This window comes from Bradyrhizobium sp. 164 (assembly GCF_023073715.1).
In the GTDB taxonomy this organism is placed as follows: domain Bacteria; phylum Pseudomonadota; class Alphaproteobacteria; order Rhizobiales; family Xanthobacteraceae; genus Bradyrhizobium.
Genome location: NZ_JADPKA010000083.1, coordinates 235,772 through 259,590, shown reverse-complemented (window position 1 = coordinate 259,590; position 23,819 = coordinate 235,772). Strand labels below are relative to the sequence as shown.

At 65.0% G+C, this 23,819-nt stretch carries 21 protein-coding genes and 1 pseudogene; 14 read left to right on the top strand and 8 right to left on the bottom strand.

All coding sequences use genetic code 11. The annotated features are described in order from the left end of the window. Positions 1 to 17: 17 nt before the first annotated feature. Complete coding sequence (locus IVB01_RS26435; protein WP_247278373.1) at positions 18 to 1,211, bottom strand: efflux RND transporter periplasmic adaptor subunit; 1,194 nt, start codon at positions 1,209 to 1,211, stop codon at positions 18 to 20. 129 nt (positions 1,212 to 1,340) lie between these two features. Between IVB01_RS26435 and IVB01_RS35755 the strand changes: the two are divergent. Beyond that, positions 1,341 to 1,418: pseudogene (locus IVB01_RS35755) on the top strand (amino acid ABC transporter substrate-binding protein); the annotation flags it as partial. Between the two features lie 35 nt (positions 1,419 to 1,453). Here the strand turns inward: IVB01_RS35755 and IVB01_RS26430 are convergent. The 3 genes from IVB01_RS26430 to IVB01_RS26420 all read right to left on the bottom strand — a co-directional run bounded on the left by IVB01_RS26430 (position 1,454) and on the right by IVB01_RS26420 (position 4,656). Next, complete coding sequence (locus IVB01_RS26430; RefSeq protein ID WP_247278374.1) at positions 1,454 to 2,518, bottom strand: hypothetical protein; 1,065 nt, start codon at positions 2,516 to 2,518, stop codon at positions 1,454 to 1,456. A gap of 92 nt (positions 2,519 to 2,610) precedes the next feature. Next, positions 2,611 to 4,101, bottom strand: a complete 1,491-nt coding sequence (locus IVB01_RS26425) for an NAD(P)/FAD-dependent oxidoreductase (RefSeq protein ID WP_247494987.1) — start codon at positions 4,099 to 4,101, stop codon at positions 2,611 to 2,613. A 105-nt stretch (positions 4,102 to 4,206) separates the two neighbouring features. Next, a complete protein-coding gene (locus tag IVB01_RS26420) occupies positions 4,207 to 4,656 on the bottom strand; it encodes a cupin domain-containing protein (protein ID WP_247278376.1) in 450 nt (149 codons plus the stop codon). Positions 4,657 to 4,843: 187 nt separating this feature from the next. On the opposite strand from IVB01_RS26420, the gene IVB01_RS26415 reads away from it, so the two are divergent. After that, entirely contained in the window at positions 4,844 to 5,869 is a 1,026-nt protein-coding gene (locus IVB01_RS26415; protein WP_247494986.1) for an AraC family transcriptional regulator, read from the top strand. A 54-nt stretch (positions 5,870 to 5,923) separates the two neighbouring features. Here IVB01_RS26415 and IVB01_RS26410 read toward each other — a convergent pair whose 3' ends face one another. Continuing rightward, positions 5,924 to 6,556, bottom strand: coding sequence for a cupin domain-containing protein (locus tag IVB01_RS26410; RefSeq protein WP_247420462.1), 633 nt, complete (start codon positions 6,554 to 6,556; stop codon positions 5,924 to 5,926). 219 nt (positions 6,557 to 6,775) lie between these two features. Between IVB01_RS26410 and IVB01_RS26405 the strand changes: the two genes are divergently transcribed. The 6 genes from IVB01_RS26405 to IVB01_RS26380 are packed head-to-tail and all read left to right on the top strand — an operon-like array spanning position 6,776 to position 14,504. Continuing rightward, on the top strand, positions 6,776 to 8,467 hold the full coding sequence (locus tag IVB01_RS26405) for a peptide ABC transporter substrate-binding protein (RefSeq protein ID WP_247278379.1): 1,692 nt from the start codon (positions 6,776 to 6,778) through the stop codon (positions 8,465 to 8,467). A 27-nt stretch (positions 8,468 to 8,494) separates the two neighbouring features. Continuing rightward, positions 8,495 to 9,445, top strand: coding sequence for an ABC transporter permease (locus tag IVB01_RS26400; protein WP_247278380.1), 951 nt, complete (start codon positions 8,495 to 8,497; stop codon positions 9,443 to 9,445). A 3-nt stretch (positions 9,446 to 9,448) separates the two neighbouring features. Beyond that, a complete protein-coding gene (locus tag IVB01_RS26395) occupies positions 9,449 to 10,324 on the top strand; it encodes an ABC transporter permease (RefSeq protein ID WP_247278381.1) in 876 nt (291 codons plus the stop codon). Positions 10,325 to 10,364: 40 nt separating this feature from the next. Then, entirely contained in the window at positions 10,365 to 11,693 is a 1,329-nt protein-coding gene (locus IVB01_RS26390) for an FAD-binding oxidoreductase (RefSeq protein ID WP_247278382.1), read from the top strand. A 6-nt stretch (positions 11,694 to 11,699) separates the two neighbouring features. Beyond that, positions 11,700 to 12,626, top strand: a complete 927-nt coding sequence (locus IVB01_RS26385) for a glyoxylate/hydroxypyruvate reductase A (protein ID WP_247278383.1) — start codon at positions 11,700 to 11,702, stop codon at positions 12,624 to 12,626. A gap of 9 nt (positions 12,627 to 12,635) precedes the next feature. Next, positions 12,636 to 14,504 carry an ABC transporter ATP-binding protein gene (locus tag IVB01_RS26380; RefSeq protein WP_247494985.1) on the top strand — a complete coding sequence of 623 codons (1,869 nt, stop codon included), beginning with the start codon at positions 12,636 to 12,638 and terminating at the stop codon, positions 14,502 to 14,504. A 4-nt stretch (positions 14,505 to 14,508) separates the two neighbouring features. On the opposite strand, the gene phaZ is transcribed toward IVB01_RS26380, so the two are convergent. Continuing rightward, positions 14,509 to 15,732 (bottom strand): polyhydroxyalkanoate depolymerase, encoded by a 1,224-nt coding sequence (phaZ, locus tag IVB01_RS26375; RefSeq protein ID WP_247278385.1) that lies wholly within the window; start codon positions 15,730 to 15,732, stop codon positions 14,509 to 14,511. A 165-nt stretch (positions 15,733 to 15,897) separates the two neighbouring features. Between phaZ and IVB01_RS26370 the strand changes: the two genes are divergently transcribed. Next, positions 15,898 to 16,554 carry a glutathione S-transferase family protein gene (locus IVB01_RS26370; RefSeq protein WP_247278386.1) on the top strand — a complete coding sequence of 219 codons (657 nt, stop codon included), beginning with the start codon at positions 15,898 to 15,900 and terminating at the stop codon, positions 16,552 to 16,554. Between the two features lie 292 nt (positions 16,555 to 16,846). Here IVB01_RS26370 and IVB01_RS26365 read toward each other — a convergent pair whose 3' ends face one another. Further along, a complete protein-coding gene (locus IVB01_RS26365) occupies positions 16,847 to 17,071 on the bottom strand; it encodes a hypothetical protein (protein WP_247278387.1) in 225 nt (74 codons plus the stop codon). A gap of 185 nt (positions 17,072 to 17,256) precedes the next feature. Between IVB01_RS26365 and IVB01_RS26360 the strand changes: the two genes are divergently transcribed. Then, a complete protein-coding gene (locus IVB01_RS26360) occupies positions 17,257 to 17,613 on the top strand; it encodes a hypothetical protein (protein WP_247420449.1) in 357 nt (118 codons plus the stop codon). A gap of 9 nt (positions 17,614 to 17,622) precedes the next feature. Here IVB01_RS26360 and IVB01_RS26355 read toward each other — a convergent pair whose 3' ends face one another. Further along, entirely contained in the window at positions 17,623 to 18,726 is a 1,104-nt protein-coding gene (locus IVB01_RS26355; protein WP_247278388.1) for a mandelate racemase/muconate lactonizing enzyme family protein, read from the bottom strand. 176 nt (positions 18,727 to 18,902) lie between these two features. On the opposite strand from IVB01_RS26355, the gene IVB01_RS26350 reads away from it, so the two are divergent. From IVB01_RS26350 to IVB01_RS26335, 4 genes are all read left to right on the top strand, one after another. Beyond that, on the top strand, positions 18,903 to 19,736 hold the full coding sequence (locus tag IVB01_RS26350; RefSeq protein ID WP_247278389.1) for an AraC family transcriptional regulator: 834 nt from the start codon (positions 18,903 to 18,905) through the stop codon (positions 19,734 to 19,736). Between the two features lie 142 nt (positions 19,737 to 19,878). After that, positions 19,879 to 20,805, top strand: a complete 927-nt coding sequence (locus IVB01_RS26345) for an SMP-30/gluconolactonase/LRE family protein (protein WP_247278390.1) — start codon at positions 19,879 to 19,881, stop codon at positions 20,803 to 20,805. Positions 20,806 to 21,011: 206 nt separating this feature from the next. Beyond that, a complete protein-coding gene (locus IVB01_RS26340) occupies positions 21,012 to 21,611 on the top strand; it encodes a GNAT family protein (RefSeq protein ID WP_247278391.1) in 600 nt (199 codons plus the stop codon). 111 nt (positions 21,612 to 21,722) lie between these two features. After that, entirely contained in the window at positions 21,723 to 23,369 is a 1,647-nt protein-coding gene (locus tag IVB01_RS26335; RefSeq protein ID WP_247278392.1) for a GMC family oxidoreductase N-terminal domain-containing protein, read from the top strand. The last annotated feature ends 450 nt before the right edge of the window (positions 23,370 to 23,819 follow it).

The following is a 23,819-nucleotide window of genomic DNA, read 5'->3' as shown; positions in this document are numbered from 1 at the left end:
AACTTACTTGGCAGATATTACTTGGCAGACGCCTGCGGCTGCTCGATCTTCGTTGTTTGCGGGTCGATCTTCTGACCCGGAATCACCCGCAGCAACCCTGCGATGACCACGCGGTCCTCCGGCTTCAGGCCGCTCTCGATCACGCGTAGGCCATTGTCGACGGGACCGATCTGCACCTTGCGATGCTCGACGACGTTGTCGCTGTTGACCACCAGCAGATAGCGGCCACCCTGGTCGCTCCCGAGCGCGGTGTCGGGAACGAGCAGCGCGGTCTTCTCCTGATCGAAGGGCACGCGAACGCGGACGAAATAGCCGGGCAATAGCACCCGCTTGTCATTGGGGACGAGGCCGCGCACCGCCAGCGTGCCCGTCGATTGGTTGAGGGTCGGCGAGACGTAGTCGAGATGGCCTTCATGCGGATAGCCGGTCTCGGTCTGGAGGCCGAGCTGGATCGGAAATTGCTTGAGGTCGGCCGGCGTCAGTCCCCGGCGAGCCGCCTCGGCGCGGATGCGCAGTACGTCCTGCTCGTTGACGGTGAAGTTCACGTAGATCGGGTCCATCGCGACGATGGTGGCGAGCTGGGTCGGGGAGGACACGCCGACGAGCTCGCCGATCGAGACCATGTGGGCGCTGACGACGCCGTCGAACGGCGCGGTCACCTTGGTGTAGCCGTAATTGACCTCGGCAATTCGGGTGTTGGCCTGCGCCTGCTGGAGACTGGCCTGCGCGTTGTCGCGGTTGGACGTTGAGGTGTCGAGTGTCGCCTGTGACACCGCCTGGCGCTGCACCAGCTCGGCTTGCCGCTTGTAGTCGGCTTCCGCCTGCCGGAGCGAGGCCTGCGCGCCGGCTTCGGCCGCCTGCGCCTGCTCGAGCTTGAGCTTGTAGGTCTCCGGCTCGATGGTGAAGAGCTGGGTGCCCTGCTTGACGAAGGTGCCGTCTTGATAGTCGATCGATTGCAGAAAACCTTGCACGCGCGCGACGAGATCGACGCTCTTGATCGGGGCGGTGTTGCCGGTCGCCTCGATATAGCGCGTTACGGCGCGCTGCACGGGCGTTGCCACGTCCACCTTGGGCGGCGGTGGGGCCACGAACGTGTTCTTGTCCTCGCAGCCGGCGAGCAGCACAACGGCGCTTGCCGTTGCCAAGGCCCGCGCGACATGTCTCCACCCTTCGTTACGTCGTGCGGGAGATGCGGGATTCGCGCGCGTCATTCGGTGGCCCCCCGATTGCTGTCTGTCGGTGCGGCAGGCTACCAACAAATGCCCCGCCGTGGAACACCATAGCCATGGCAGTCAAAGGCCTTGCGCTGCAAACGGTGGCATGCCCTTTGACAGGTTTGTCATGAGGCCGCGACGAACGGCACGCTGCGCAAGCCCTATGACAACAACGGCCTGAAGGATGCGCCGATCCGGACGGAATATGATGGTTCTCCACGTTGTAGTGCGCCGAACCCTCAGCGCACCCTGATCTCGGCATATTTCCCCATGGCCCGCTCGAACTTGCGGTTGAACAGCCACATCGCAGCGAGAATCTCCCGGAAGCTGGCCGAGCTTCGCGATCGATCGGCCTGTCCGAACGCGAAGATGCTGTTGTTGCGCAGGTGCTTCATGACCGTTGGACTGGACACCCGGTAATTCAGGAGATCCCCCGACTTGAGCGCGGATCTGGTCGGGGTGGGCACGATCTGGATCAGCTCGAACAGCTTCATCTGGTCGATCGGGTCGGGCAGCGTCTTCACGATCCCGGGGATATCCCGGAACAGATCGGCATGCGCGTTCATCACGCCGTTGCGCACATTGGTCCAGTGATTGAAGCGCTGATCGGTGCCGCGGGTGCGCGCCTCCTCCTTGTCGTGGCGCGCGCTCAGTTCGGGATCGATCGCCCCCTTGAGGGCTTCCCATTTCCTGCGGCCGTTGCGGTCCTCGGAGGGGCCGGTCTGGAAGCTGCCCATATAGGTGTTCGAGCGCGCATTGCGGACATTCTGCTTGCCGTTGGTCTCGGCGAAGAACAGGCCGAGGCTGATGCGCCCCGCGACTTCCGCGTGTTCAGGTGCAAGCCCCTTGGCGCGCGCGATCGCGAAGGCGAGATCGGCGACGTCCTTGAACGGCGTCGGCGAGTTTTGCGCTCCGGCGGGCGGTGCCTCCATGATGTCGAATAGCCTCGAATATTCGTCGATCAGCGGCTCGATATCTGCATCGAAATAGGCCGGGGGAATTTCGAACTTGTTGGGCTTTCCGATTCTGGACGGAATGGCGTCGGTGAGATCCTTGTAGGTGCTGATGACGGCGATGCGCGCCAGGTACAGCGGCTGGCCCGGCAGGCTCGGCAGCGGCTGCTTCGCCTCGATCTGGCGCCGCCGCTCGGCCAGGATCGATTTGAAGTCGGCCAGCGCCCGCTGGTAGGCGGCGAGCGCCTCGGATTGCCGGGACGTGAGCGTGCCCTGCTGTCCGCTGGCGGGTGCCGTGACAAGGAAGGCGAGCGCCGCAAGCGCTCCGGCGGCAAGACGTCTGAACTCCATGGCCGGTTCCTGTCGATTCGTTGGCCAGGAAGATCGTAAGCATCGGACGCGCGGGCTGGCGAGCAAATCTCGCTCAGCCCCGATCCGTCCTCTTACGCCACGCGATAATCCGGCGCCGTGGCCAGGAACTTGGCATAGGCATCGGCGTCCGGCGGCAGGAAACGCCCTTTGAGCCCGCCGCACTTCTGGTTCTTCGCGCCGATGTCGGCCATCAGCTCGTCGAAATGACGGTAGTGATAGGGTGCGACGCAGAGGCCGCCATAGACGCCCGCGGCCGGCCGTTCGACACGCTTGAAGTGCAGCATCATCTCGATGTTGGCATGCATGGCTTGCGCCGTCGGCTGGTTGGCGAGCTGGCCGTCGGCATAGCGCACCAGCCAGTTGGCGGCGAGATCGGCGCAGAGTACCGTGCAGAACGACGAGTTGAAGCCAACGAAGCCGAGCTCGGGCAGGTCGGGGTTGGCGATCAGGCGATAGAGCCGGTACTGCCCGTCGGCATCGACCAGTTTCTGCTGATAGGCCGCGGGCAGGAACGGCACGCCGAGCTTGTAGCCGATCGCGAGCACGGTGATATCGGCTGGAACGCGCTCGCCACCGCTCATTACGATGCTGTCGCCGTCAAAATGATCGAACGTGCCGAACACCTCCTTGATGCGGCCGTCGGCGACCATCGGATAGAAGCCTGGCGTTGCGATCGGCACCGAGCAGTTGACGCCGTCCTCGATCCGCTCCTTCGGCACCATGTTGCACCGACTGAGCTTGAGCTGCGCCTTCAACAGGCTCTCCAGCCCGCGCCAGTTCGCCCACACCAGCGGCGCGGCGAGTCGGTGGGCGAGCCGGGCCATCGTGCTGATGCCCCAGCCGGGAAACATCTCCTCCTGCACGCGGATGTAGAGGATGCGCTTGAAGTTGACGAGACCGCCGATGAAATAGGGAATGCGCCAGACCGGCTCGCGCATCACGATCGTCACCTCGCGCGCGCCTGCGTTTACCGCGTTCACGGCGATGTCGGTCGCCGACTTCGAGCCGCCGAGCACGACGACGCGGCGCCCCTTTGCCAGGGCGGCATCGTTGTATTTCGACGAATGCAGGATCTGGCCGCCCTGGGCCAGAAAGCCGTCCTCGCCGGGGCAATGCAGCTCGCGCGGCTCGTTGAACTGGCCGGTGCAGACAGCGACGAAATAGAAGTCCTCGTTCGTTGTCATGCCATTCTTGCCGCTGAGCGCGAGTGTCCAGCCGGGCTTGCCGTCGGCACGGCGCGCCATGCCGGCGACCGCCGTGTTGAGGCGCAGCATGCGGTCGAGGCCAAAGCTCCTCGCGTAATCGACGAGATAGGCGTGGACCTGTGGCCCGGTCGGCCATTCCGGATAGGCGTCCGGCATGGCGCGGTCGGTGTAGCGGTAGAGCTCCTTCGGGCTCTGCGTCTGCACTTCGGGATAGGAGCGCGCCGGCTCCCAGACGCCGCCGAGATCGCCGCTGCGTTCGATGATGGTGACGCGGTGACCGCGGATGGAGAACGCCTTTGCGGCGGCCAGGCCGGAGACACCGGCGCCGATCACGCAGACATGCTTGGGGCTGACCATGGGATTGCTCGCAACCAATGTGTTTCGCGCGCAAGCGGCAACGATCGGCCGCAAGGCGCGGCCGTCGGAGCTGCAAGCTGATGAACGTGGATGGGACGCGGACGCCTAGTCGTTGGCCTCGGGCGGCAGGAAGTCCACCTCGTGCAGCGCCGAGATACGCACCACTTCGGCAGGGTCGGTCAGATTGTGCAACCGGTTGAAGAGCGCCTCCAGCTTCTGCATCGGCGAGACCCAGAACAACGCGCGGCAGGGCTTGTCGGACTTGTTGAAATAGCCGTGCGGGATGCCGCGCGGCATGCGCACGAGATCGCCGGCGTGGGCCTTGACCCATTGGCCGTCGAGCTTGAGGTCGAGCGTGCCTTCCTGCACCAGGATGAACTCGTCCTGAGTCGGATGGATGTGCACCGGCACGAACTGGCCGGGATCGCTGTTGGTCTCGAATGCGAAGGTGGAGTCGGTGACGGCTTTGGGGAAATAGACTTGACCAAGGATGTTCCAGCTCTTGCCGCCATAGCCCGTGCCGTTTGCGGTAATGCCCTTTTCGAGTGCAGTCATGCGCGCCTCCTCATGGATTCCGGCGGGGATGGAGCTTCGGCCGCTCGTGGCCGCCTGTCTATCCGCCAAACGAATCTGCACGCGGCTATTGCCGTGCAGCACGACGATTTTGCGGATGCGGCCCTTTTCGCCTCTGGGGAACTATTATAGGCTTAAAGCAATTCCGTGACGCGAAGCGTGGTCGACGATGTCCGCAGCCGTGCTGGAAATGAGCGCGAGACCATCCGCAGCCGAACGGCTTTCGGATTTCGCCCGCGTTACCACAGATGACGTCGATGAAGCGGCCGAGCAGATTGGGCGCATCTTCTGTCCGCACGATCTCAAGCCGATGTGTGCACGCGCCGCCGGCTTCTCCGCCCGGCACAATTGCGCGGCGTTCGACGGCTTTTCCATCAACTATGTCGCCTATGGCGGATCGGTCAGCATCGATCCGGGCTGTCTCGAGCGCTTCTTCCTGGTGCAGGTCCCGCTCACGGGCAGCGCCAGCATTCGGGTCGGCATCTGTGAGCTCGACGCGGCGCCTGACCGGACCGCGTCACTGCTGTCGCCGACGATCCCGACGCGGATGATTTGGGCCGACTGCGCCCAAGCGATCCTGTTGCTCGACCGCCGTTTGGTCGAGCAGCGCGCCGCGGCACTGTCGGGCAGGGCAGCCAGCACGATGGAGTTCGATCCTGTGATCGACCTCGACGCGCCGTCCGGGCGGGCGTTGCGAGCCAGCCTTGCCGAGCTGATCACGCTCGCCGAACGTTTCGGTCCCGCCGGCAGGCTGTCAGCGGTCGCGATGGCCGATTGGCGCGAGGTTCTGCTCGATCACCTCCTCAATGGCCAGCGGCATGGCCTGTCGGATGCGATCAGGACGTTTTCGGGCCAGGCCGAGCGTCTGCCGCGTGCGCTGCGCGTTGCGCGGGACCATCTCGCGGATAATGCCGGCGAACCGCTCGACCTCGCGCAGCTCGCCTGCGCGTCCGGCATCGGCATCCGCGCGCTCCAGCTCGGCTTCCGCCGTCACTTCGGCCTGTCGATCTCGCAGATGCTGCTCGACATGCGCCTCGCCAGCCTTCACGTCCGGCTCGCGCATGCCGCGCCCGATGCCTCCATCACCGAGATCGCCTTCGACCTCGGCTTCACCCATCTCGGCCGCATGGCCGGCGCCTACCGCGAAAAATTCGGCGAGTCGCCGTCGGCCACGCTGCGGCGCCGGATCAGCTAGAGCGCGACGAAGCCAGGCGCGGCGGTCCGTGTCACCAGCAATGGAAGCCGCGTGTCATCCCGCCGGCGGATCGGTCTGGCGCAGCGTCGTGACCCAGATCGCGCGCGCCACCTGCTGGGTCGGGTTGTCGAACATGTGCGGCACGATGCTCGGAAAGCGAAAGCTGTCGCCGGCCTCCAGCAGATGGGCCTGGTTGTCCAGCCACAGCCGCAGGCTCCCCGAGAGGATATAGCCGGCCTTCTCGCCGTTGTGTTGCAGGAAGTCGGTGCCGGAGGAGGCGCCGGGATTGAGCGTGAGCTCGTAGAGTTCGAGCTGGCCCTTGCCGTCAGGCGTGAGCGCTTCCTTGACGACGCCGCTGGCGGTGAGCCGCAGCAGCCGCCGGTTATTCTTGCGCACGATGTAGCGCTGTACGTCGGCCGGATCGCTGCTCTCGAAGAAATACGAAATGGGAACGTCGAGTGCGATGCTGAGCAGACGCAGCGTGCGGATCGACGGCATGGCCCGCGCACGTTCGAGCTGGCTGATCATGCCGGTGGAGAGGCCGGTCTTGTTGGCGACGTCCTGGATCGAAAGCCCGGCGCGCTGACGTAGCAGCCGCACGGACTCGCCGAGGCGCTGGTCGACCGCATCGTCGACCTGGATCGTCGGGACGTCCTTCGGACCGTTCGTATCGCCGCGACCATCCATGTCGCTCTCCCATGCATCATCTCAGCCCCGGACCGCATCGGATCGAGCTTTAGTCGGAGTGAAAAGGTCGCGCATACTAGCAATGCGATTGACAGCTGTATTTAGTCATGATGAAATTTTGGCTGAAAAATTTAGAAGCACTAAAGCCCACTCCTGTCCCTCCGCCGGGGTCTAGGGGCGCGGGAGACGGTGCCGCGTGCGCGGCAATGGAGAGTGGCCATGGCAGACGGCACCGCCAAGTTCGGCGTTGGAGCAGTGCATCTCGGCATTCCGAATCGCCGCCAGCTCTTCCAGCTTGGGGCCGGCGCCGCGGCAGGATGGACTCTTGCGGGCAACGCTTTTGCGCAAGTTGAGCGCCCGACCAATCCGCCGGACAAACCGCGCGGGCAGGTGATCGCAGCGCTGTCGCAGGAGCCGACCGTCTTTCATCCGCTGATGCCTGGCATCGAGGTCGATCAGGGCATCTGGTGGCAGGTGTTCTCGCTGCTCTGGTTCATCGATCCCGCCGGCAATTTCGTTCCTGACCTCGCACGCGAAGTTCCGACCATCGAGAATGGCGGCCTGTCGCCCGACGGCCTGACTTGGAAAATCAAGCTGCGCAGCGACGTGAAGTGGCATGACGGCACGCCGTTCACGGCCGACGACGTCAAGTTCTCGCTCGAACTGATCAACAGTCCCGATTTTCGCGCCCGCAGCCGCGTCGGCCATAGCCTGGTCAAGGACATCAAGGTCGTCGCGCCCGACGAGATCCACTGGCGAATGGAAGCGCCTTACTCGCCCTACATGTCAATCCTGGGATCGCTGACCTTCATCGTGCCCAAGCACATCCTGGAGAAGGTGTCCGATCCGAACGCCTCGGCGTTCCACAATGCGCCTGTCGGCACCGGGCCGTTCCGCTGGGGCGAGCGCGTGCCCGGCGACCACATCCTGCTCAATGCCCACACCGGCTATCACGGCAAGGGGCCGTACGTCGAACGCGTGGTCTTCAAATACATCCCCGATCTCACCGTTCTCTATACCCAGTTCCGCACCGGCCAAGTCGACTACACCGGCCTGCAAGGCATCTTGCCGAACTTCGTGCAGGAGGCGAAGACGCTGAAGGGCCGCAGGATCGTGGTCTCCTCGACGTCCTCCGTGGAGCATATCGCACCGAATCTGGAGTTCGGTCCCTTTGCCGATCGCGCCGTGCGCGAGGCGCTCTATCTCGCCATCAACAAGCAGGCGATCATCGATGCGCTCTATTATGGCCTGCCGACGCAGACCGAGAGCTTCGTGCCGCAGCAAGCCTGGTCATTCCAACAGGGGCTGCCGCAACACAAATACGATCCCGCCAAGTCCAACGCGCTGCTCGATGCGGCGGGATGGGTTCGCGGCACCAGTGGCGTGCGCGAGAAGGGCGGCGTCAAGCTCGAGTTCACCAATTCGACGACATCCGGCAACGCGGTGCGCGAGCAGACCCAGCAGCTCCTGATCCAGGACTGGCGTGCGATCGGCGCCGCGATGCGCGTCAACAACATGCCGGCCGCGGTGATCTGGGGCGATTTCTGGCAGCAGTCGAAATTCAATTCGGTGCTGGTGTCCGTAAACTTCATGCTCGGCAGCGACCCCGACGTGACGCCGCGCTTCGGCTCCGGCGCCATTCCCGCCAAGGGCGGGCGAGGCTACAACACCTATCAATACAAGAGCCCGGAGGCCGATCGACTCCTCGCCGACGGCGCCAAGCAGTTTGAGATCGCACAGCGCAAGACGACCTATGGCGACCTGCAAAAGCTGATCCGCGACGATCTCGCCATCCTGCCGCTGTTCCAAGGCTTTATCGCAGAAGGCGTGAAGGAGGGGCTGCAAGGCTTCCGTCCCAACGTCAACACCTCGATCAATTGCTGGAACATCCGCGAATGGTACTGGGCCTGATGGATCAGGTGCGCAGGGCAGCCTGACGTGGCCCGTTACGTCGTCAACCGCCTGGCACAGTCGATCATGCTGCTGGTGATCGTCTCGGCGATCGGCTTTGCCATTCTGCACCTGGCGCCCGGCGGCCCGCTCTCGCAATTCGCGGCCTCTGCGCAGATGACGCAGGAGGATCTCGACCGCGTCAGCAAGCAGCTCGGTCTCGATCGCCCGCTGCCGATCCAATATCTCGACTGGTTCAGCCGCATGCTGTGGGGCGATTGGGGCCGCTCCTACCGCGACGGCGAGGCGGTGCTGTCCGTGATCTCCTCGCATCTCGGCGCCACCCTCGAGCTGATGGCGACGGCGACGATCATCGCGGTGCTGCTCGGCTGCTGGATCGGCGTGCTGGGTGCGCTGCGCCGCTACTCGCTGTTCGATACCCTCGCCACCGTCGGCGCCATGATCGCGCTGTCGATCCCGACCTTCTGGTTCGGCCTCGTTACCATCTACGTGTTCTCGGTGAGGCTCGGCTGGCTGCCGGCCGGCAATCGGCACACCGTCGGCGACGGCTCCTTTCTCGACCTGCTGCATCATCTCATCGCGCCGGCACTGGTGCTGGCGCTGGTCGAGACCGCGATGTGGGGCCGCTTCATGCGTTCCTCCATGCTCGAGGTCATCAACCAGGATTACATCCGCACTGCCCGCGCCAAGGGCATGCCGGAATGGCGCATCCTCACCGTGCACGCGCTCCGGAACGCGCTGTTGCCGATGATCACGGTCGCCGGCCTCCAGTTTCCGACGCTGCTCGGTGGCGCGCTGGTGGCCGAGACCGTGTTCACCTGGCCCGGCATGGGGCGCCTCTTCCTCGATTCCATCGGCTATCGCGACTATCCCGTGGTGATGGGCGTCTTGATGTTCTCGGCGACGATGGTGCTGATCGGCTCGTTGCTTGCCGACATCCTCTATGCCGTTGTCGATCCGCGCATTCGGGTGGGCTAGGCGATGACGACGGCCACCCTCTCCACCGTTCAGCTCGCCCCCGGTCAAGCCGCGTGGCGGCGGTTCCGCCGCCATCGGCTGGCGCTCGCCGGCGCCGTCATCATTCTGGTGCTCGTCCTCGGCTCCGCGTTCGGTCCTTATCTGCTGCCTTTCGACGACACCTATATTGACATCATGAAGCGGTTCGCGCCGCCGCTGTCGGGCGCGCACATCCTCGGCACCGACGAGCTCGGCCGCGACGTGCTTGCGCGCTTGATGATGGGCGGCCGCGTCTCGCTCTCGATCGGGATCGTGGCGATGGTGATCGCGATGGCGGTCGGCATCGTCGTCGGCGCCTTCGCCGGGTTCTATGGCGGCGTGGTCGGCGCGGTCTTGATGCGGCTGGTCGACGCCGTGCTGTGCTTCCCGACCATCTTCCTGCTGCTGGCGCTGGCGGCGCTCACCGAACCCGGCCTCGTCACCACCACCGTGCTGATCGCGGCGACGGCGTGGATGAGCGTCGCCCGCGTCGTCGAGGCCCAGGTGCGCTCGCTGCGGGAACGGGAGTTCGCCGTTGCAGCGCTCGCCTTCGGCTCGTCAAACCTGCGCATCATGTTCCGCGAGCTCGTGCCCAACGCAATTGCCCCGATCGTGGTCGCGGCCACGCTGAACGTCGCCAAGGCGATCCTGCTCGAATCCTATGTCAGCTATCTCGGCTACGGCATCCAGCCGCCGGCTGCGAGCTGGGGCAACATGCTCAACAACGCGCAGATCTATCTCACCAGCGCACCGTGGCTCGCGATCGTACCGGGCGTCGCCATCACGCTGGCGGTGACGAGCTTCAATTTCCTTGGCGACGGCCTGCGCGATGCGCTCGATCCGCGAATGAACATCCCATAACGAGCCTAGGTCCGTTTGAACTGAATACCAGGAGTGCCCCATGTCCCCGCCGCTCAATCGTATCAACAGCGATGAACGCCTGCCGGCGCAGGCAGACGTTGTCGTCATCGGCGGCGGCGTGATCGGCGTATCTGCGGCGTATCACCTGGCGAAGAAGGGCCTTTCCGTCGCACTGGTCGAGAAGGGCCATGTCGGCGGCGAGCAGTCGAGCCGCAATTGGGGCTGGTGCCGCCAGCAGGGCCGCGCGCGCGAGGAGATTCCGCTCGCACGTGAGGCGCTGCGGCTTTGGGAGGACATGCAGAACGATGCCGGCGTCGATGCCGGTTTCCGCCGCACCGGCGTGCTGTTCCTGACCAAGAGCAAGGATGAGCTCGCCGGCTGGGAGCGCTGGGCGGCGATCGCGCGCGAGCAGCAGGTCCACTCCACCATCCTGACGCCGGCGGAGGTCGCTGAACGCATGCCCGGCAATGCCGACAAATGGGTAGGCGGCCTGCACACGCCGAGCGACGGCCGCGCCGAGCCGTCGATGGCCGTGCCCGCGCTGGCCACTGCCGCGCGAAAGCACGGCGTCACCATCCATCAAGGCTGCGCCGCGCGCGGACTGGAGACTCAGGGAGGACGGGTCAGCGCCGTCGTCACCGAGAAGGGCACCATTCGCACGCAATCGGTGCTGCTGTCGGGCGGGGCATGGTCGTCGCTGTTCTGCCGCCGTCACGGCATCGAGCTGCCGATCGGTCTCGTCAACGCCACGGCTTGCCGGACCACCCCAGGACCTGAGATCACCTCCGGCGCGCTCGGCACCGACCTCTACTGCATCCGTCGCCGTCTCGACGGCGGCTTTACGCTGGCGCTGCGCAACCGCGGCACGGTCGAGCTGTCGCCCGACTTATTCCGGTACGCCCGCGCCTTTTGGCCGACGTATCAGCATCGTAAGAACGGACTGAAATTGTCGTTCGGCAAGTCGTTCTTCGATCAGCTCGTGCGCGGCAGCAGCTGGAGCTTTGACAAGCCGTCGCCGTTCGAGACTGAGCGCGTGCGCGATCCGGCCCCCGACATGTCGCTGGTCAGTGCGGCGCTGGCGTCGCTGATCCGATCGAACCCGGAATTGAAGGACATCGAGATCGCGGAGGCCTGGGGCGGCACCATCGACTGCACGCCCGACACAATCCCGGTGATCTCGCCGGTCGATGCCTTGCCCGGCTTCTTCCTCGCCACCGGCTTCTCCGGTCACGGCTTCGGCATTGGTCCCGCGGCCGGCAAGCTCGCCGCCGACATCGTGACCGGCTCGACGCCGCTGGTCGACCCGGTGGCTTACAGCCACAAGCGCATGATCGACGGCCGGCGGCTCGCGCCGGTCAGCCCGTTCTGAGGCGGCATGACGGTTCTCTACAAGGCCAACATGGTTCGCGGCGCCGAGTGGGCGCGCTTCTTTGCCGAGCGCGCGCCCGATCTGCCGTTCCGGCTCTGGCCCGACATCGGCAATCCCGCCGATATTCGTTATCTGGTGGCGTGGGTGCCGCCGGAGGATATCGCCACGACGTTCCCCCATCTCGAGCTGGTCTTCTCGGTTGGCGCGGGTGTCGATCAGTTCGACGCCACGAAGCTTCCGCCGCACCTTCCGCTCATCCGGATGCTGGAGCCCGGCATTGCCGAGACCATGGTGGAATATGTCACAATGGCGGTGCTCGGCCTGCATCGCGATCTCCTGCACTTCATCGCCCAGCAGAGGGAGCAGGTCTGGCGCGAGATCCGGATCACGCCGGCGAAGCGGCGGGGTGTCGGCGTGATGGGGCTCGGCCAGCTCGGCCACGCCGTGCTCGAACGGCTCAGGGCATTCGGCTTTCCGCTGTTCGGCTGGAACCGCTCGCCGCGCGAGATCCCGGGCGTGACCTGCTACGTCGGTGTTGACACCTTGCCAAGATTCCTGTCGCAGACCGACATCCTCATTTGCCTGCTGCCATTGACCGAAGAGACCCGGGGCATCCTCAATGCCGATCTGTTCGCGCGCCTGCCGCGCGGCGCAGGGCTCGTCAGTGTCGGGCGTGGTCCGCAGCTCGTCGAAGCCGATTTCCTCGCGGCGCTCGATACCGGCTTGCTATCGGGCGCCGTTCTCGATGTCACAGAGCCCGAGCCGCTGCCCGCTGGCCATCCGTTCTGGAGCCACCCGCGCATCCTGCTGACGCCGCACAATGCCAGCATGACCATGCCGGATACGGCGGTCGATTTCGTGCTCGACGTCATCGCATGTCACCGCCGCGGCGAGGAATTGCCGGGCCTCGTCGATCGCACGCGTGGCTATTAGGGCAACTGCATGAGCAAGGGCGCAAGCGGAATCGATCGTAGCGTTGCCGAGGCGCAGGCGCCGGTGCTGTCGGTCGCCGGCCTCACCACCTCCTTCATGCGCGAACGACGATGGATCCCGGTCGTCCGCAATGTCTCATTCGACGTCGCGCCGCGCGAAACCGTCGCGATCGTCGGGGAGTCCGGTTCGGGCAAGAGCGTCACCGCGCTCTCCATCATGCGGCTCATTCCGAAGGAGAGTGGCCGCATCGAGGGATGCGTGACGCTCGCTGGCCGCGATCTCCTCGCGCTGCCCGAAACGGGCATGAAGGGCATCCGCGGCAATGACATTGCCATGATCTTCCAGGAGCCGATGACGAGCCTCAATCCGGTGCTCACCATCGGCTTCCAGATCGCCGAGGCGCTGATTCAGCATCGCGGCCTGTCGCGCGCGGCGGCGGAGGCCGAGACCATCCGCCTGCTCGATCGCGTCCGCATTCCCGCGGCGACATCGCGCTTCCACGAGCATCCGCATCGCTTCTCCGGCGGCATGCGCCAGCGCGTGATGATCGCGATGGCGCTGGCCTGCAAGCCGAAGCTCCTGATCGCGGACGAGCCGACCACTGCGCTCGACGTTACCATCCAGGCCCAGATCCTGGAGCTCTTGAAGGAGCTCCAGCAGGAGGAGGGAATGTCGATCCTCTTCATCACCCACGACATGGGCGTGGTCGCCGAGATCGCTGATCGGACCGTAGTGATGTATGGCGGGCAGGCGGTCGAAACCGACGCGACGTCGCGCATCTTCGCCGCACCGTCGCATCCCTATACAAGCGCACTGCTCGCCGCCGTGCCGCGCCTCCGCTCGATGGATGGGCGCGCGCGGCCGATGCGTTTTCCCATCATCGACAAGCTCACGGGCACCTCGGACGAGCCGGTGGAAACGCCCGACACGGTCTCGACCGCCGAGCGTCCGCTGCTCGAAGTTGCAAACCTCACCACGCGCTTTCCGATCCGCTCGGGCCTGTTCGGCAAGATCTCCGGGCGCGTCCACGCGGTCGAGAACGTCTCCTTCACCTTGCGCGCCGGCGAGACGCTTGCGCTGGTCGGCGAATCCGGTTGCGGCAAGTCGACCACGGGCCGCTCGATTCTCAGGTTGCTCGAACCGGACAGCGGCACCGTCCTGATCGACGGCCAGGACGTGCTCGCCATGAACGGCCGAGCTTTGCGCGATTTCCGCAAGCAGATGCAGATCGTCTTTCAGGATCCATTCGCGAGCCTCAATCCGCGCATGTCGGTGGGGACGGCGATCGCGGCTCCGTTGCTCGCCAACGGGCTCGCGTCGACGTCGCAGGCGCGCGACAAGGTCGCAGACCTTCTCGTCCGCGTCGGCCTGACTGCCGATATGGCCGCGCGCTTTCCGCACGAATTCTCCGGTGGCCAGCGCCAGCGCATCTGCATTGCGCGTGCGCTTGCGCTCGGGCCGAAGCTGATCGTCGCGGACGAGGCGGTCTCCGCGCTTGACGTCTCGGTCAAGGCCCAAGTCGTGAACCTGATGCTCGATCTCCAGGCCAACATGGGCCTTGCCTATCTTTTCATCTCCCACGACATCGCCGTGGTCGAGCGCATGAGCCACCGCCTCGCGGTGATGTATCTCGGCGAGATCGTCGAGATCGGCCCGCGCGCGGCATTGTTCGGCAATCCGCAACATCCCTACACCAAGAAGCTGATGGCTGCCGTGCCGGTGCCCGATCCATCGCGCCGCGGTACGCGCCGCGACGTCTCCAACGACGAGATCAGAAGCCCGATGCGCGCGCCGGATTACCAGCCGCCTCGCCGGCGATATCGCGAAGTGTCGCCCGGCCATTTCGTTCAGGTCTGGGGCGAGGAATGGTCCGTCTGAGCCTTCACGAATTCACGTGCACGAAATCCCGCAGCAGCGGATAGATCTCGTTGTTCCAGCGCTTGCCCGAGAACACGCCGTAATGGCCGACGCCGGCCTGCATGTGATGGACGCGGCGATAGGCGCGTACGCCGGTGCAGAGGTCCTGCGCGGCGAGCGTCTGGCCGATCGAGCAGATGTCGTCCTTCTCGCCCTCGACCGTCATCAGCCCCATGCGGCTGATGGCCTTGGTGTTCACCGGGCGTCCCCGATGCATCAGTCGGCCCTGCGGCAAGAGGTGCTCTTGGAACACGTCGCGCACGGTCTCGATGTAGAATTCCGCAGGAAGGTCCATCACGGCGAAGTATTCATCATAGAAGGTCTTGATGCTGGCGGCCTTCTGCTTCTCGCCCTTGGCGATGTGGTTGGCGAGGTCCAGATGTTGCTTGATATGGCGCTCCAGATTCATCGCGACGAAGGCGGTGAGCTGTACGAATCCCGGATAGACTTTGCGCAAGGCGCCGCGGCACTGCACCGGCACGTAATTGATCAGGTTGCGCTCGAACCACTCGATCGGCTTGCTCTTGGCGAATTCGTTGACCCTAGTCGGCTGGATGCGGGTGTCGATCGGTCCGGCCATCAGCGTCAGCGTCGCCGGCCGCGAGGGGTGGTTGTCCTCGCACATGATCGCGGCGGCTGCGAGCGCCGAGACCGATGGCTGGCAGATCGCCACCATGTGGGGGCGCGGGCCGAGCTGGCCGAGGAATTCGATGAGATGCTCGGTATAGTCGTCGAGCCCGAAGCGGCCCTTGCTGCGCGGAATGTTGCGCGGATTGTGCCAGTCTGTGATGTAGACGTCGTGGTCCTGGAGCAGCGTCTGCACGGTGCCGCGCAGCAATGTCGCGAAGTGGCCCGACATCGGCGCCACCAGCAGCATGCGCGGCTGCTCGCTCACGCCGTCCTTGCGAAAGTGCAGCAGCGAGCCGAACGGCGTCGCGCAGGCGATCTCCTCGGTGACGGGAATTTCCCGATTGCCAACCATCACGCTGTCGATGCCGTAGGCCGGCCGATCATAGGTGAGGGTGGAGCGCGAGATCAGCTCGAGCGCCGCCGAGAGCCGGCCGACCAGCTGATCCGACACGCCCTGCGGCACCAGGTTGAGGAATTTGAGCGCGGACGAGGCCCCCGCCCGCCATGGCGCGGTCAGGTCCATATGGTTCTGGAAGGCCTGATAATACATCGACATCATACTGAAACGCCCACCTGACCCCTGCCATTATGCAATATCGAAGCCAAGCGGGAGCTGAACCGCCCGCAAAACTGGCACATCGCTTGCTCTCATTTTGAAGGAAGCACAGCTCATGGGCACGCCCGCCGGCCGGGCGGGTGTCGAGATCAGGCGTAGGGAAGGCCAATGGCGAAGGCGACACTGACCATCAGCAGCAAGAACTACTCGTCCTGGTCGCTGCGTGGCTGGCTGCTGGCGAAATTTTCCGGGCTCGATTTCGAGGAAATCGTCACCGCGCCGGACGATCCGTCCGCGCGCGCTGAAATCCTGCTGCTGTCGTCGTCGATCCTGGTGCCGTGCCTGCGGCACGAGGGCGCCGTGGTCTGGGATACGCTGGCGATCGCCGAATACCTCAACGAGGTGATGCCGGACGCCGGGCTGTTGCCGGCCGACCGCATCCAGCGCGCGCATTGCCGCTCGATCTCAGGCGAAATCCATTCCGGGTTCGCCACGCTGCGTGCCTCGCTGCCGGTCAATTTGAAAGGACACTTTCCCGGCTTCAAGATCTGGTCGCGCGCACAGGCCGACGTCGACCGCGTCTGCTTCATCTGGCGCGACTGCCTGGAGACATCGGGCGGCCCCTTCCTGTTCGGCGAGCGGCGCACCATGGCCGATGCGATGTACGCCCCTGTGGTGACGCGCTTCATGACGTATGACGTCAAGCTCGCGGCGCCGCTGAAGGCCTATGCCGACACCATCATGGCCATGCCGGAGATGCAGGAATGGATCGCGGCGGCGCGGGAAGAGCCGGCCGAGATCGAGGAGCTCGAGGTCGAATATTAGGCAGGTCTCGCGCTGTCTTGCCTGTTTCGGCGGCTGGGGACCGTCGCCCGGCAGGCACGCGGCTTGCCCCCACCATGTCCCTGACGCGGTTAACTTCTGCCGCCAATACCCGGCCCAAACCCAATCCTGCCCTGCGCAGATCTTGTGCGCGCGAACCAGGCGGCTCGCGACATCTAGCCGTGAACAGGTGCGTACGGGCCCCTACGGCCGATTCGGACGTGATTCGTTCGGGCCGCGTTCCGAAGGTTAAGGCGAAGCGCGGCCCCGTCGCATTTTGAAACACGAATCGCCGTCAGGCCGCCCCGCGCTGCTTCATGCGGGGCAGGCGCCAGCCGATGACGGTTGCTTCAACCGCGATGCCGGCCTCGTGATTCTGCCAGCGTCCCTCCACATAGCGGCAGGCGAACGGCAGCTGATACGTTCCGCTGTGGTCCTCGCACAGCACCTCGAGTGGCAGGCCAGCTGGTGGTTCTCCGGCGCCGTCGAATTCCGCCAGACGTCTATCGCGCGTTGCCATTCCAAAAATCTCCCCTAAACAAAGCCGCGGAAAGAACGCCCACTTCTTTCCGCGTGCCGATCATCGTTCCCCGTCCGAGGGAACGGGCGCAAGCTCAACGCGAGAATGCGGTACGAGTGTGGTAGCCTCCCGCGACTGCGCGCAAACGGCGCACATTGCCGTGATCGAATTGACGAGGAACCTTCATGCTGCTCCGAAGCGCCGGCGTTTGTTTCGCAATGTTGCTGCTCGCCACGCTGGCGCCGCTGCCGCTGCACGCGCAGGACGTGCCCGGCATCGAGATCTGCACGGTCGAGAAGACCATGGAACGGCGCACGAGCTGCCTCCAGAGCAATGTCGATTTCCTCCAGAAGACCATCACCAAGCTCAGCCTCGATCATCAGCAGAGGCTGGATGCGGCCAATCGCCAGATCGACGCGTTGAAGACGAGCCTCGCCGGCTTGCAGAAGACGCTCGCCGATCTCCAGGCTGCGCAAGCCAAGACCGCCGACGATCTGAAGAAGAAGCAGGATGCGCCGGCGGCGAAGGACGCGGCGAAATAGGGGCGGCGATCAGGCGACGCGATAACGCTCCATCACGCCGCGATCTGGCTCGTAGCCAAGTCCAGGGCCGCTCGGCACTGCGACATGGCCCGTCGCATCGACATCGGCGCGGCCGCCCCAGAGGCAGGCCTCGCGTTTCAGATAGAACATCTCGACGAGCCCATCCTCGCGCGTCGCCAGCAGATGCAGCGTCGCGAGCAGCCCCGGACCGAAATAGGGCGAGTGCGGGACGATCTTGACGCCGAGCTGATCGGCCAGCGCCGCCACCTTCACAAATTCCGTGATGCCGCCGACCTTGATCACCGAGGGCTGGGCGTGGCTCACCGCGCCCGCATTCATCATCTGGCGGAATTGATATTCCGTGCAGGCATTCTCGCCGGCGGCGATATTCAGCCCGCCCTTGCTGCGAACGTCGGCGAGCGCAGCAAAATCCTCCGGCGGCCATACCGGCTCCTCCAGGAACATGGGTCTTGCGTCTGCACATGTCTTCGCGAACGCAATCGCCTGCTCGCTCGTCAGCGGGCAGTTCATGTCGACCATCAGCGGAATGGTGGGCCCGATCGCCTCGCGTGCGGCGAACACGGCAGGTAGCGTGGTCTCGTGCAGCTTGATGGCGCCATAGCCGAGCGCCAGCGCCTTCCTGCATTCGTTAGCGATGGCCTCGGGCGAGCCGATCCGCAAGAGGCTGGCATAGGCCGGGATGGCCGTGCGCCTGGTCTCGCCGAACAGGCGGTGGACCGGCACGCCCTCCATCTTGGCGGCAAGGTCCCACAGCGCGATATCGAGCCCGGAGATCGCGAACATGGTGATGCCGTAGCGGCCGAACAGATGCAGATTGCGCTGGATCTGCTCCATGACCCCAGGGATGCCGGCCGCATCAGGCACCTTCAGCCCGCGCGCTTGGGGTGCAATCATCTCCTCGACGGCGCTGCGCGTGGTACGAGGGCAGACATAGGCGAAGGCATCGCCCCAGCCGGTCAGCCCGGCATCGGTCGTGACCTCGACCAGCACCATGTCGAGGGCTGTGATTGCGGAAGCGCCCTGGCGGAAGCTCGCGACACCGGCGTCATAGGGGATGCGGATATGGTGCGCCCGCACATCGGTAACTTCCATGACGCGGTTCCTCCGTGCTTTCTGGTGAGCGGTTTCAGGCAGTGTAGCCACGAACGCGAGGGCGTTGCCAGTGGCCATTCCCGAACTATCCTCATGCGAGGACAGCAACGCCGATCAAGCGAAGCGGGCGTGACCGGCGCACCATCGCCGCGTTTCGAACGAGGGCCTGAATCGCCATGAACCCAGCCCAGCGCGCGCTCTGGTATGTCGAGAGCCATCTGGCCGAGCCGATGACGCTCGACGAGATCGCGCAGATATCCGGCGTGTCGCGGTTCCACGTCGTGCGTGCGTTTGCGGCAGCCACCGGGCTTCCGGTGATGCGTTACGTGCGCGCGCGACGGCTGACGGAAGCTGCGCGCAGTCTTGCCAACGGTGCGCCGGACATCCTGTCACTGGCGCTGGAGGCGGATTACGGCTCGCACGAAGCATTCACCCGCGCGTTCCGCGACCAGTTCGGCACCACGCCCGAAGCGGTGAGGGCCGCGACATGCGTCAGCCACCTCACGCTTCAGGAGCCGATCCTCATGGACTCCACCATGCTCGACCATCTTGCCCCGCCGCGTTTCGAGACTGCAAAGGCCTTCCTCGTCGCCGGTCCCGCCGAGCGCATCTCCTGCGACAATGGCGCCATCATTCCCGGTCTATGGCACCGCTTTCACCAGGAAGTCGCCGACATTCCCGCGCGCGTCGGTAACGTCGCCTACGGCGTTTGCTGCAATGGCGATGATGCCGGCAATTTCGACTACATCGCCGGCGTCGAGGTCGCCGATTTCTCGGACCTGCCGCGTCGCTTCAGCCGCATCCGCATCCCCGAGCAGCGCTACGCGGTCTTCACCCACACCGATCACGTCGCCTCGATCCGGCGTACGGTCAACACGATCTGGAATCAATGGCTGCCGGCCTCCGGTCTTAAAGCCGCGGACGCACCGAGCTTCGAGCGCTATGACGAAAAGTTCGATCCAGCAACCGGCAATGGCGGCTTCGAGATCTGGGTCCCGGTCAGGGAATAGGGGGCTTCCGCAACGCTGGCATACCATCCGGCTTGCTTGGCAAGCGCCGGTGACTTTGTCATAACCGCCGGCAAATCTTGCGTGTGGGGCCCGTGCCGGACATCCCGTGCAAGTCATAACAAGCAGCCGGGAGGGTCCCAACATGTCCAACGTCCGCGTTCTCGCCACCGACCTCGAATTTCCAGAAGGGCCGGTCGTGATGCCGGATGGTTCGGTCGTCCTGGTGGAGATCCGCGGCCAGCGCCTGACCCGCGTTCATGCCGATGGCCGCAAGGAGATCGTCGCGAAGGTGCCGGGCGGCCCGAATGGTGCTGCGCTGGGTCCCGACGGCAAGATCTACATCTGCAACAATGGCGGCTTCTCCTGGATCCCAACCCGCAACATGATCATGCCGGGCCCGCAGCCCGACGACTATCTCGGCGGCTCGATCCAGCGCGTCGATCTGCAATCCGGCAAGGTCGAGACCGTCGTGACCAAATGCGGCGAGCACGATCTGCGCGGGCCCAATGATCTGGTGTTCGACAAGCAGGGCGGCCTGTGGTTCTCCGACCTCGGCAAGCGCCGCGCGCGCGAAATGGATGTCGGCGGCATGTATTACCTCAAGCCCGGCATGAAGGAGATCGTGGAAGTCGTGCACGGCGTGTTGCCGGCGAACGGCATCGGGCTGTCGCCGGACGAGAACACCGTCTACATCGCGGAGACCCCGACGGGCCGGCTCTGGGCCTATGAGCTCTCGGCGCCGGGCACGCTCAAGCCGCGCGAGGTGATCTATCGCGGCGAACGGGGCAAGCCGATCTGCGGCCTCGGCGGCTACCAGATGTTCGACTCGCTCGCGGTGGAAGCCAATGGCAATATCTGCGTCGCCACCCTCGTCTCCGGCTGCATCTCGGTGATCGCGCCCGACGGCACCCTGGTCGAGCAGGTGCCGACCGGCGACCGCGTCACCACCAACATCGCCTTCGGCGGCCCCGAGCTGAAGACCGCCTACATCACCCTATCGGGCAAGGGCGAACTGATCGGCATGGACTGGCCGCGCGGCGGTTTGCCGCTCAATTTCCTAAACAAATGAACGGTGCTAGTTACCGTCATCGAGAGCGAGGCAAAGCACCTGCCTGACCCTCACCCTGAGGAGCGCGCCCTTAGCGCGCGTCTCGAAGGGCGAGGCCACCAGCCGCGCCTTCATCCTTCGAGACGCGCGTTCCGCGCTCCTCAGGATGAGGGGTTGGCAGTCCGGATTGCTTCGCTTCGCTGGCAATGACGTAAGGAGAGACTTCCATGCCCTGGCCCGACCCCATCACCCTGCGTGGACAGCACGCCCGTCTCGAGCCGCTGTCGCACCAGCATCTCGAGGGGCTGGCCGAGGCCGTCAAGGACGGCGAGCTGTCGAAGCTCTGGTACACCGCGATCCCGCTGCCGGAGAACATGGGCAAGGAGATCGACCGCCGCTTGGGGCTACAGGCCGCGGGCTCGATGCTGCCGTTCACGGTGTTCGACGCCGCCGGCAGGATCGTCGGGATGACGACCTACATGAACATCGACGCCGCCAACCGGCGCGTCGAGATCGGCTCGACCTGGTATGGCAAGAGCGCGCAGCGCGGCCCGCTCAACACGCAATGCAAGCTCCTGCTGCTGCGGCACGCCTTCGAAACCCTGAACTGCATCGCCGTCGAGTTCCGCACGCATTTCTTCAACCACCAGAGCCGCCGCGCCATCGAGCGCCTGGGGGCCAAGCAGGACGGCATCCTGCGCAGCCATCAGGTCGCGCCGAACGGCAGCTTGCGCGACACCGTGGTCTACAGCATCACCGCGGCCGAATGGCCGACCGTACAGGCGCATCTCGAATTTCAACTCAACGACAAGCCGCGCCAGTTATGATGTACACTGGATTTGCGGTGCGCTCGATCAACTCTCCCCTCCGGGGAGAGGTGATCGCGAGCGCCGCTGCACGTCACTCAACTTCACGACACCCTAGGCGGCTGAGGCACCATGGACAGATTTGATTATGTAATCGTCGGCGCGGGTTCCGCCGGTTGCGTGCTCACCAGCCGGTTGAGCGAGGATCCCAACACAAGCGTCTGCGTGCTGGAGGCAGGTCCGTCCGACTGGCATCCCTACATCCATTTGCCGGCGGGCTTCATCAAGACCTTCCACATGAAGAGCATCAACTGGGCCTACCAGCAGGAGCCGGGGCCTTGGACCGGCGGGCGCAGCATCTACGCGCCGCGCGGCAAGACGCTCGGCGGCTCGTCCTCGATCAACGGCCACATCTACAATCGCGGCCAGCGCATGGATTTCGACACCTGGGCGCAGATGGGCAATCGCGGCTGGGGCTATGCCGACGTGCTGCCTTATTTCCGGCGGCTGGAGAAGCGGATCGGCGAGGGCGAGGACACCTATCGCGGCCGCGACGGCAACCTCATCGTCACGACCATGAACTGGCGCGATCCGCTCTGCGAGGCCTTCATGGAAGGCGCGGTCTCGCTCGGTATCCCCCGCAACCCCGATTACAACGGCAAGACTCAGGAAGGCGTCTCCTACTGCCAGCGCACCATCAACAACGGCCTGCGCGTCTCCGGCGCCACCGCATTCCTCAAGCCCGCGATGAAGCGCCCCAACGTGCATGTGCACACCCATGCGCACGCGACCGAGATCATCTTCGAGGGCAAGCGCGCCGTCGGCGTGCGCTACATGAAGGGCGGCCGTGGCGGCACGCCTGTCGAGGTGCGCGCCAACAAGGAAGTGATCCTCTCGGGCGGCGCCTATAATTCGCCGCAGCTGCTGCAGCTCTCCGGCATCGGCTCGCCCGATCTGTTGCAGGCCCACGGCATCAAAGTGCGCCACGCGCTCCCCGTCGGCGAGGGCCTCCAGGACCATTACGCCCCGCGCACGGTCGCGCGCGTCAAGGACATCAAGACCATCAACGAGCTTCGCCGCGGTTGGCGGCTCTGGGTCGAAGCAGCGAAATGGGCGACGGCACGCCGCGGCCTGCTCTCGCTGTCGCCGACCATGGTCTATTGCTTCTGGCATTCCGGAGAGACCGCAGAGAGCTCCGATCTCCAGCTTACCTTCACGCCGGCCTCCTACAAAGAAGGCGTGCAGGGCCAGCTCGAGGACGAGCCCGGCATGACGGTCGCCTCCTGGCAGCAGCGCCCGGAAAGCCGCGGCTATGTGCGCATCCGCTCCAGCGATCCGTTCGCGCCGCCGATCATCCAGACCAATTATCTTGACGCCGAGCTCGACCGCCGCGTCATCGTCGCCGGCATGAAGCTCGCACGCAGACTTCTCAAGTCCGCACCGCTGTCGCCTTATTACGCCTACGAAGATTTCCCCGGCCCCAACGTCAACACCGATGAGGAATTTTTGCACGCCGCCACCCAGCGCGGCACCACCACCTTCCACCCCGGCTGCACTTGCCGCATGGGTCCGGCGGATTCCACCTGGGCGGTCGTCGATGACCAGCTCCGCGTCCACGGCCTCGAAGGCCTGCGCGTCATCGATGCCTCGGTCATGCCGCGCATGATCTCGGCGAACCTCAACGCCTCCACCATGATGATCGCCGACCGCGCCTCGGACCTGATCCGCGGCAAGCAGCCGATGGAAGCCGCGCGGATACCGGAGGCGGCGGTGGCGTAGGAAGGTCCCGAGCCCCGACGCAGCGCTCTCTAGGCGATGCGAAGCATCGTGCGGGAGCGGTGCGCTGCAGAGCCCGGGGGCCCATCTCACCACCGATCTCAACGCGGCTCCTGGGTCCTGTCTCTGCGCAGCAGCGTTGCACGCTGCAGCGCGTCCGGGACACGTGTGCGTTGCAACTCGATACGTCGGGCAAAACACCCGGGCGCTGTCAATCCCTTCCCGCGAAAATATTCCACTTTACCGAAATTCGGAATTGCGGCATAGATCGAGACAGCCCGGCCCGATGATGAGGGGCGTCTCGCCTGTCGTTCGAAACGCGGGCCGGGTTGCGGTGGACGCGGCAGCGTCGGCACGCGAGATCAAGGGCAGGGCGGATTGCTCTCCGTGAGCCCGAGGCCGCGTGCGGACGAGCGGCGCTGTCAGGTTCGTCTCGCCAGCATTCTTCCGGCA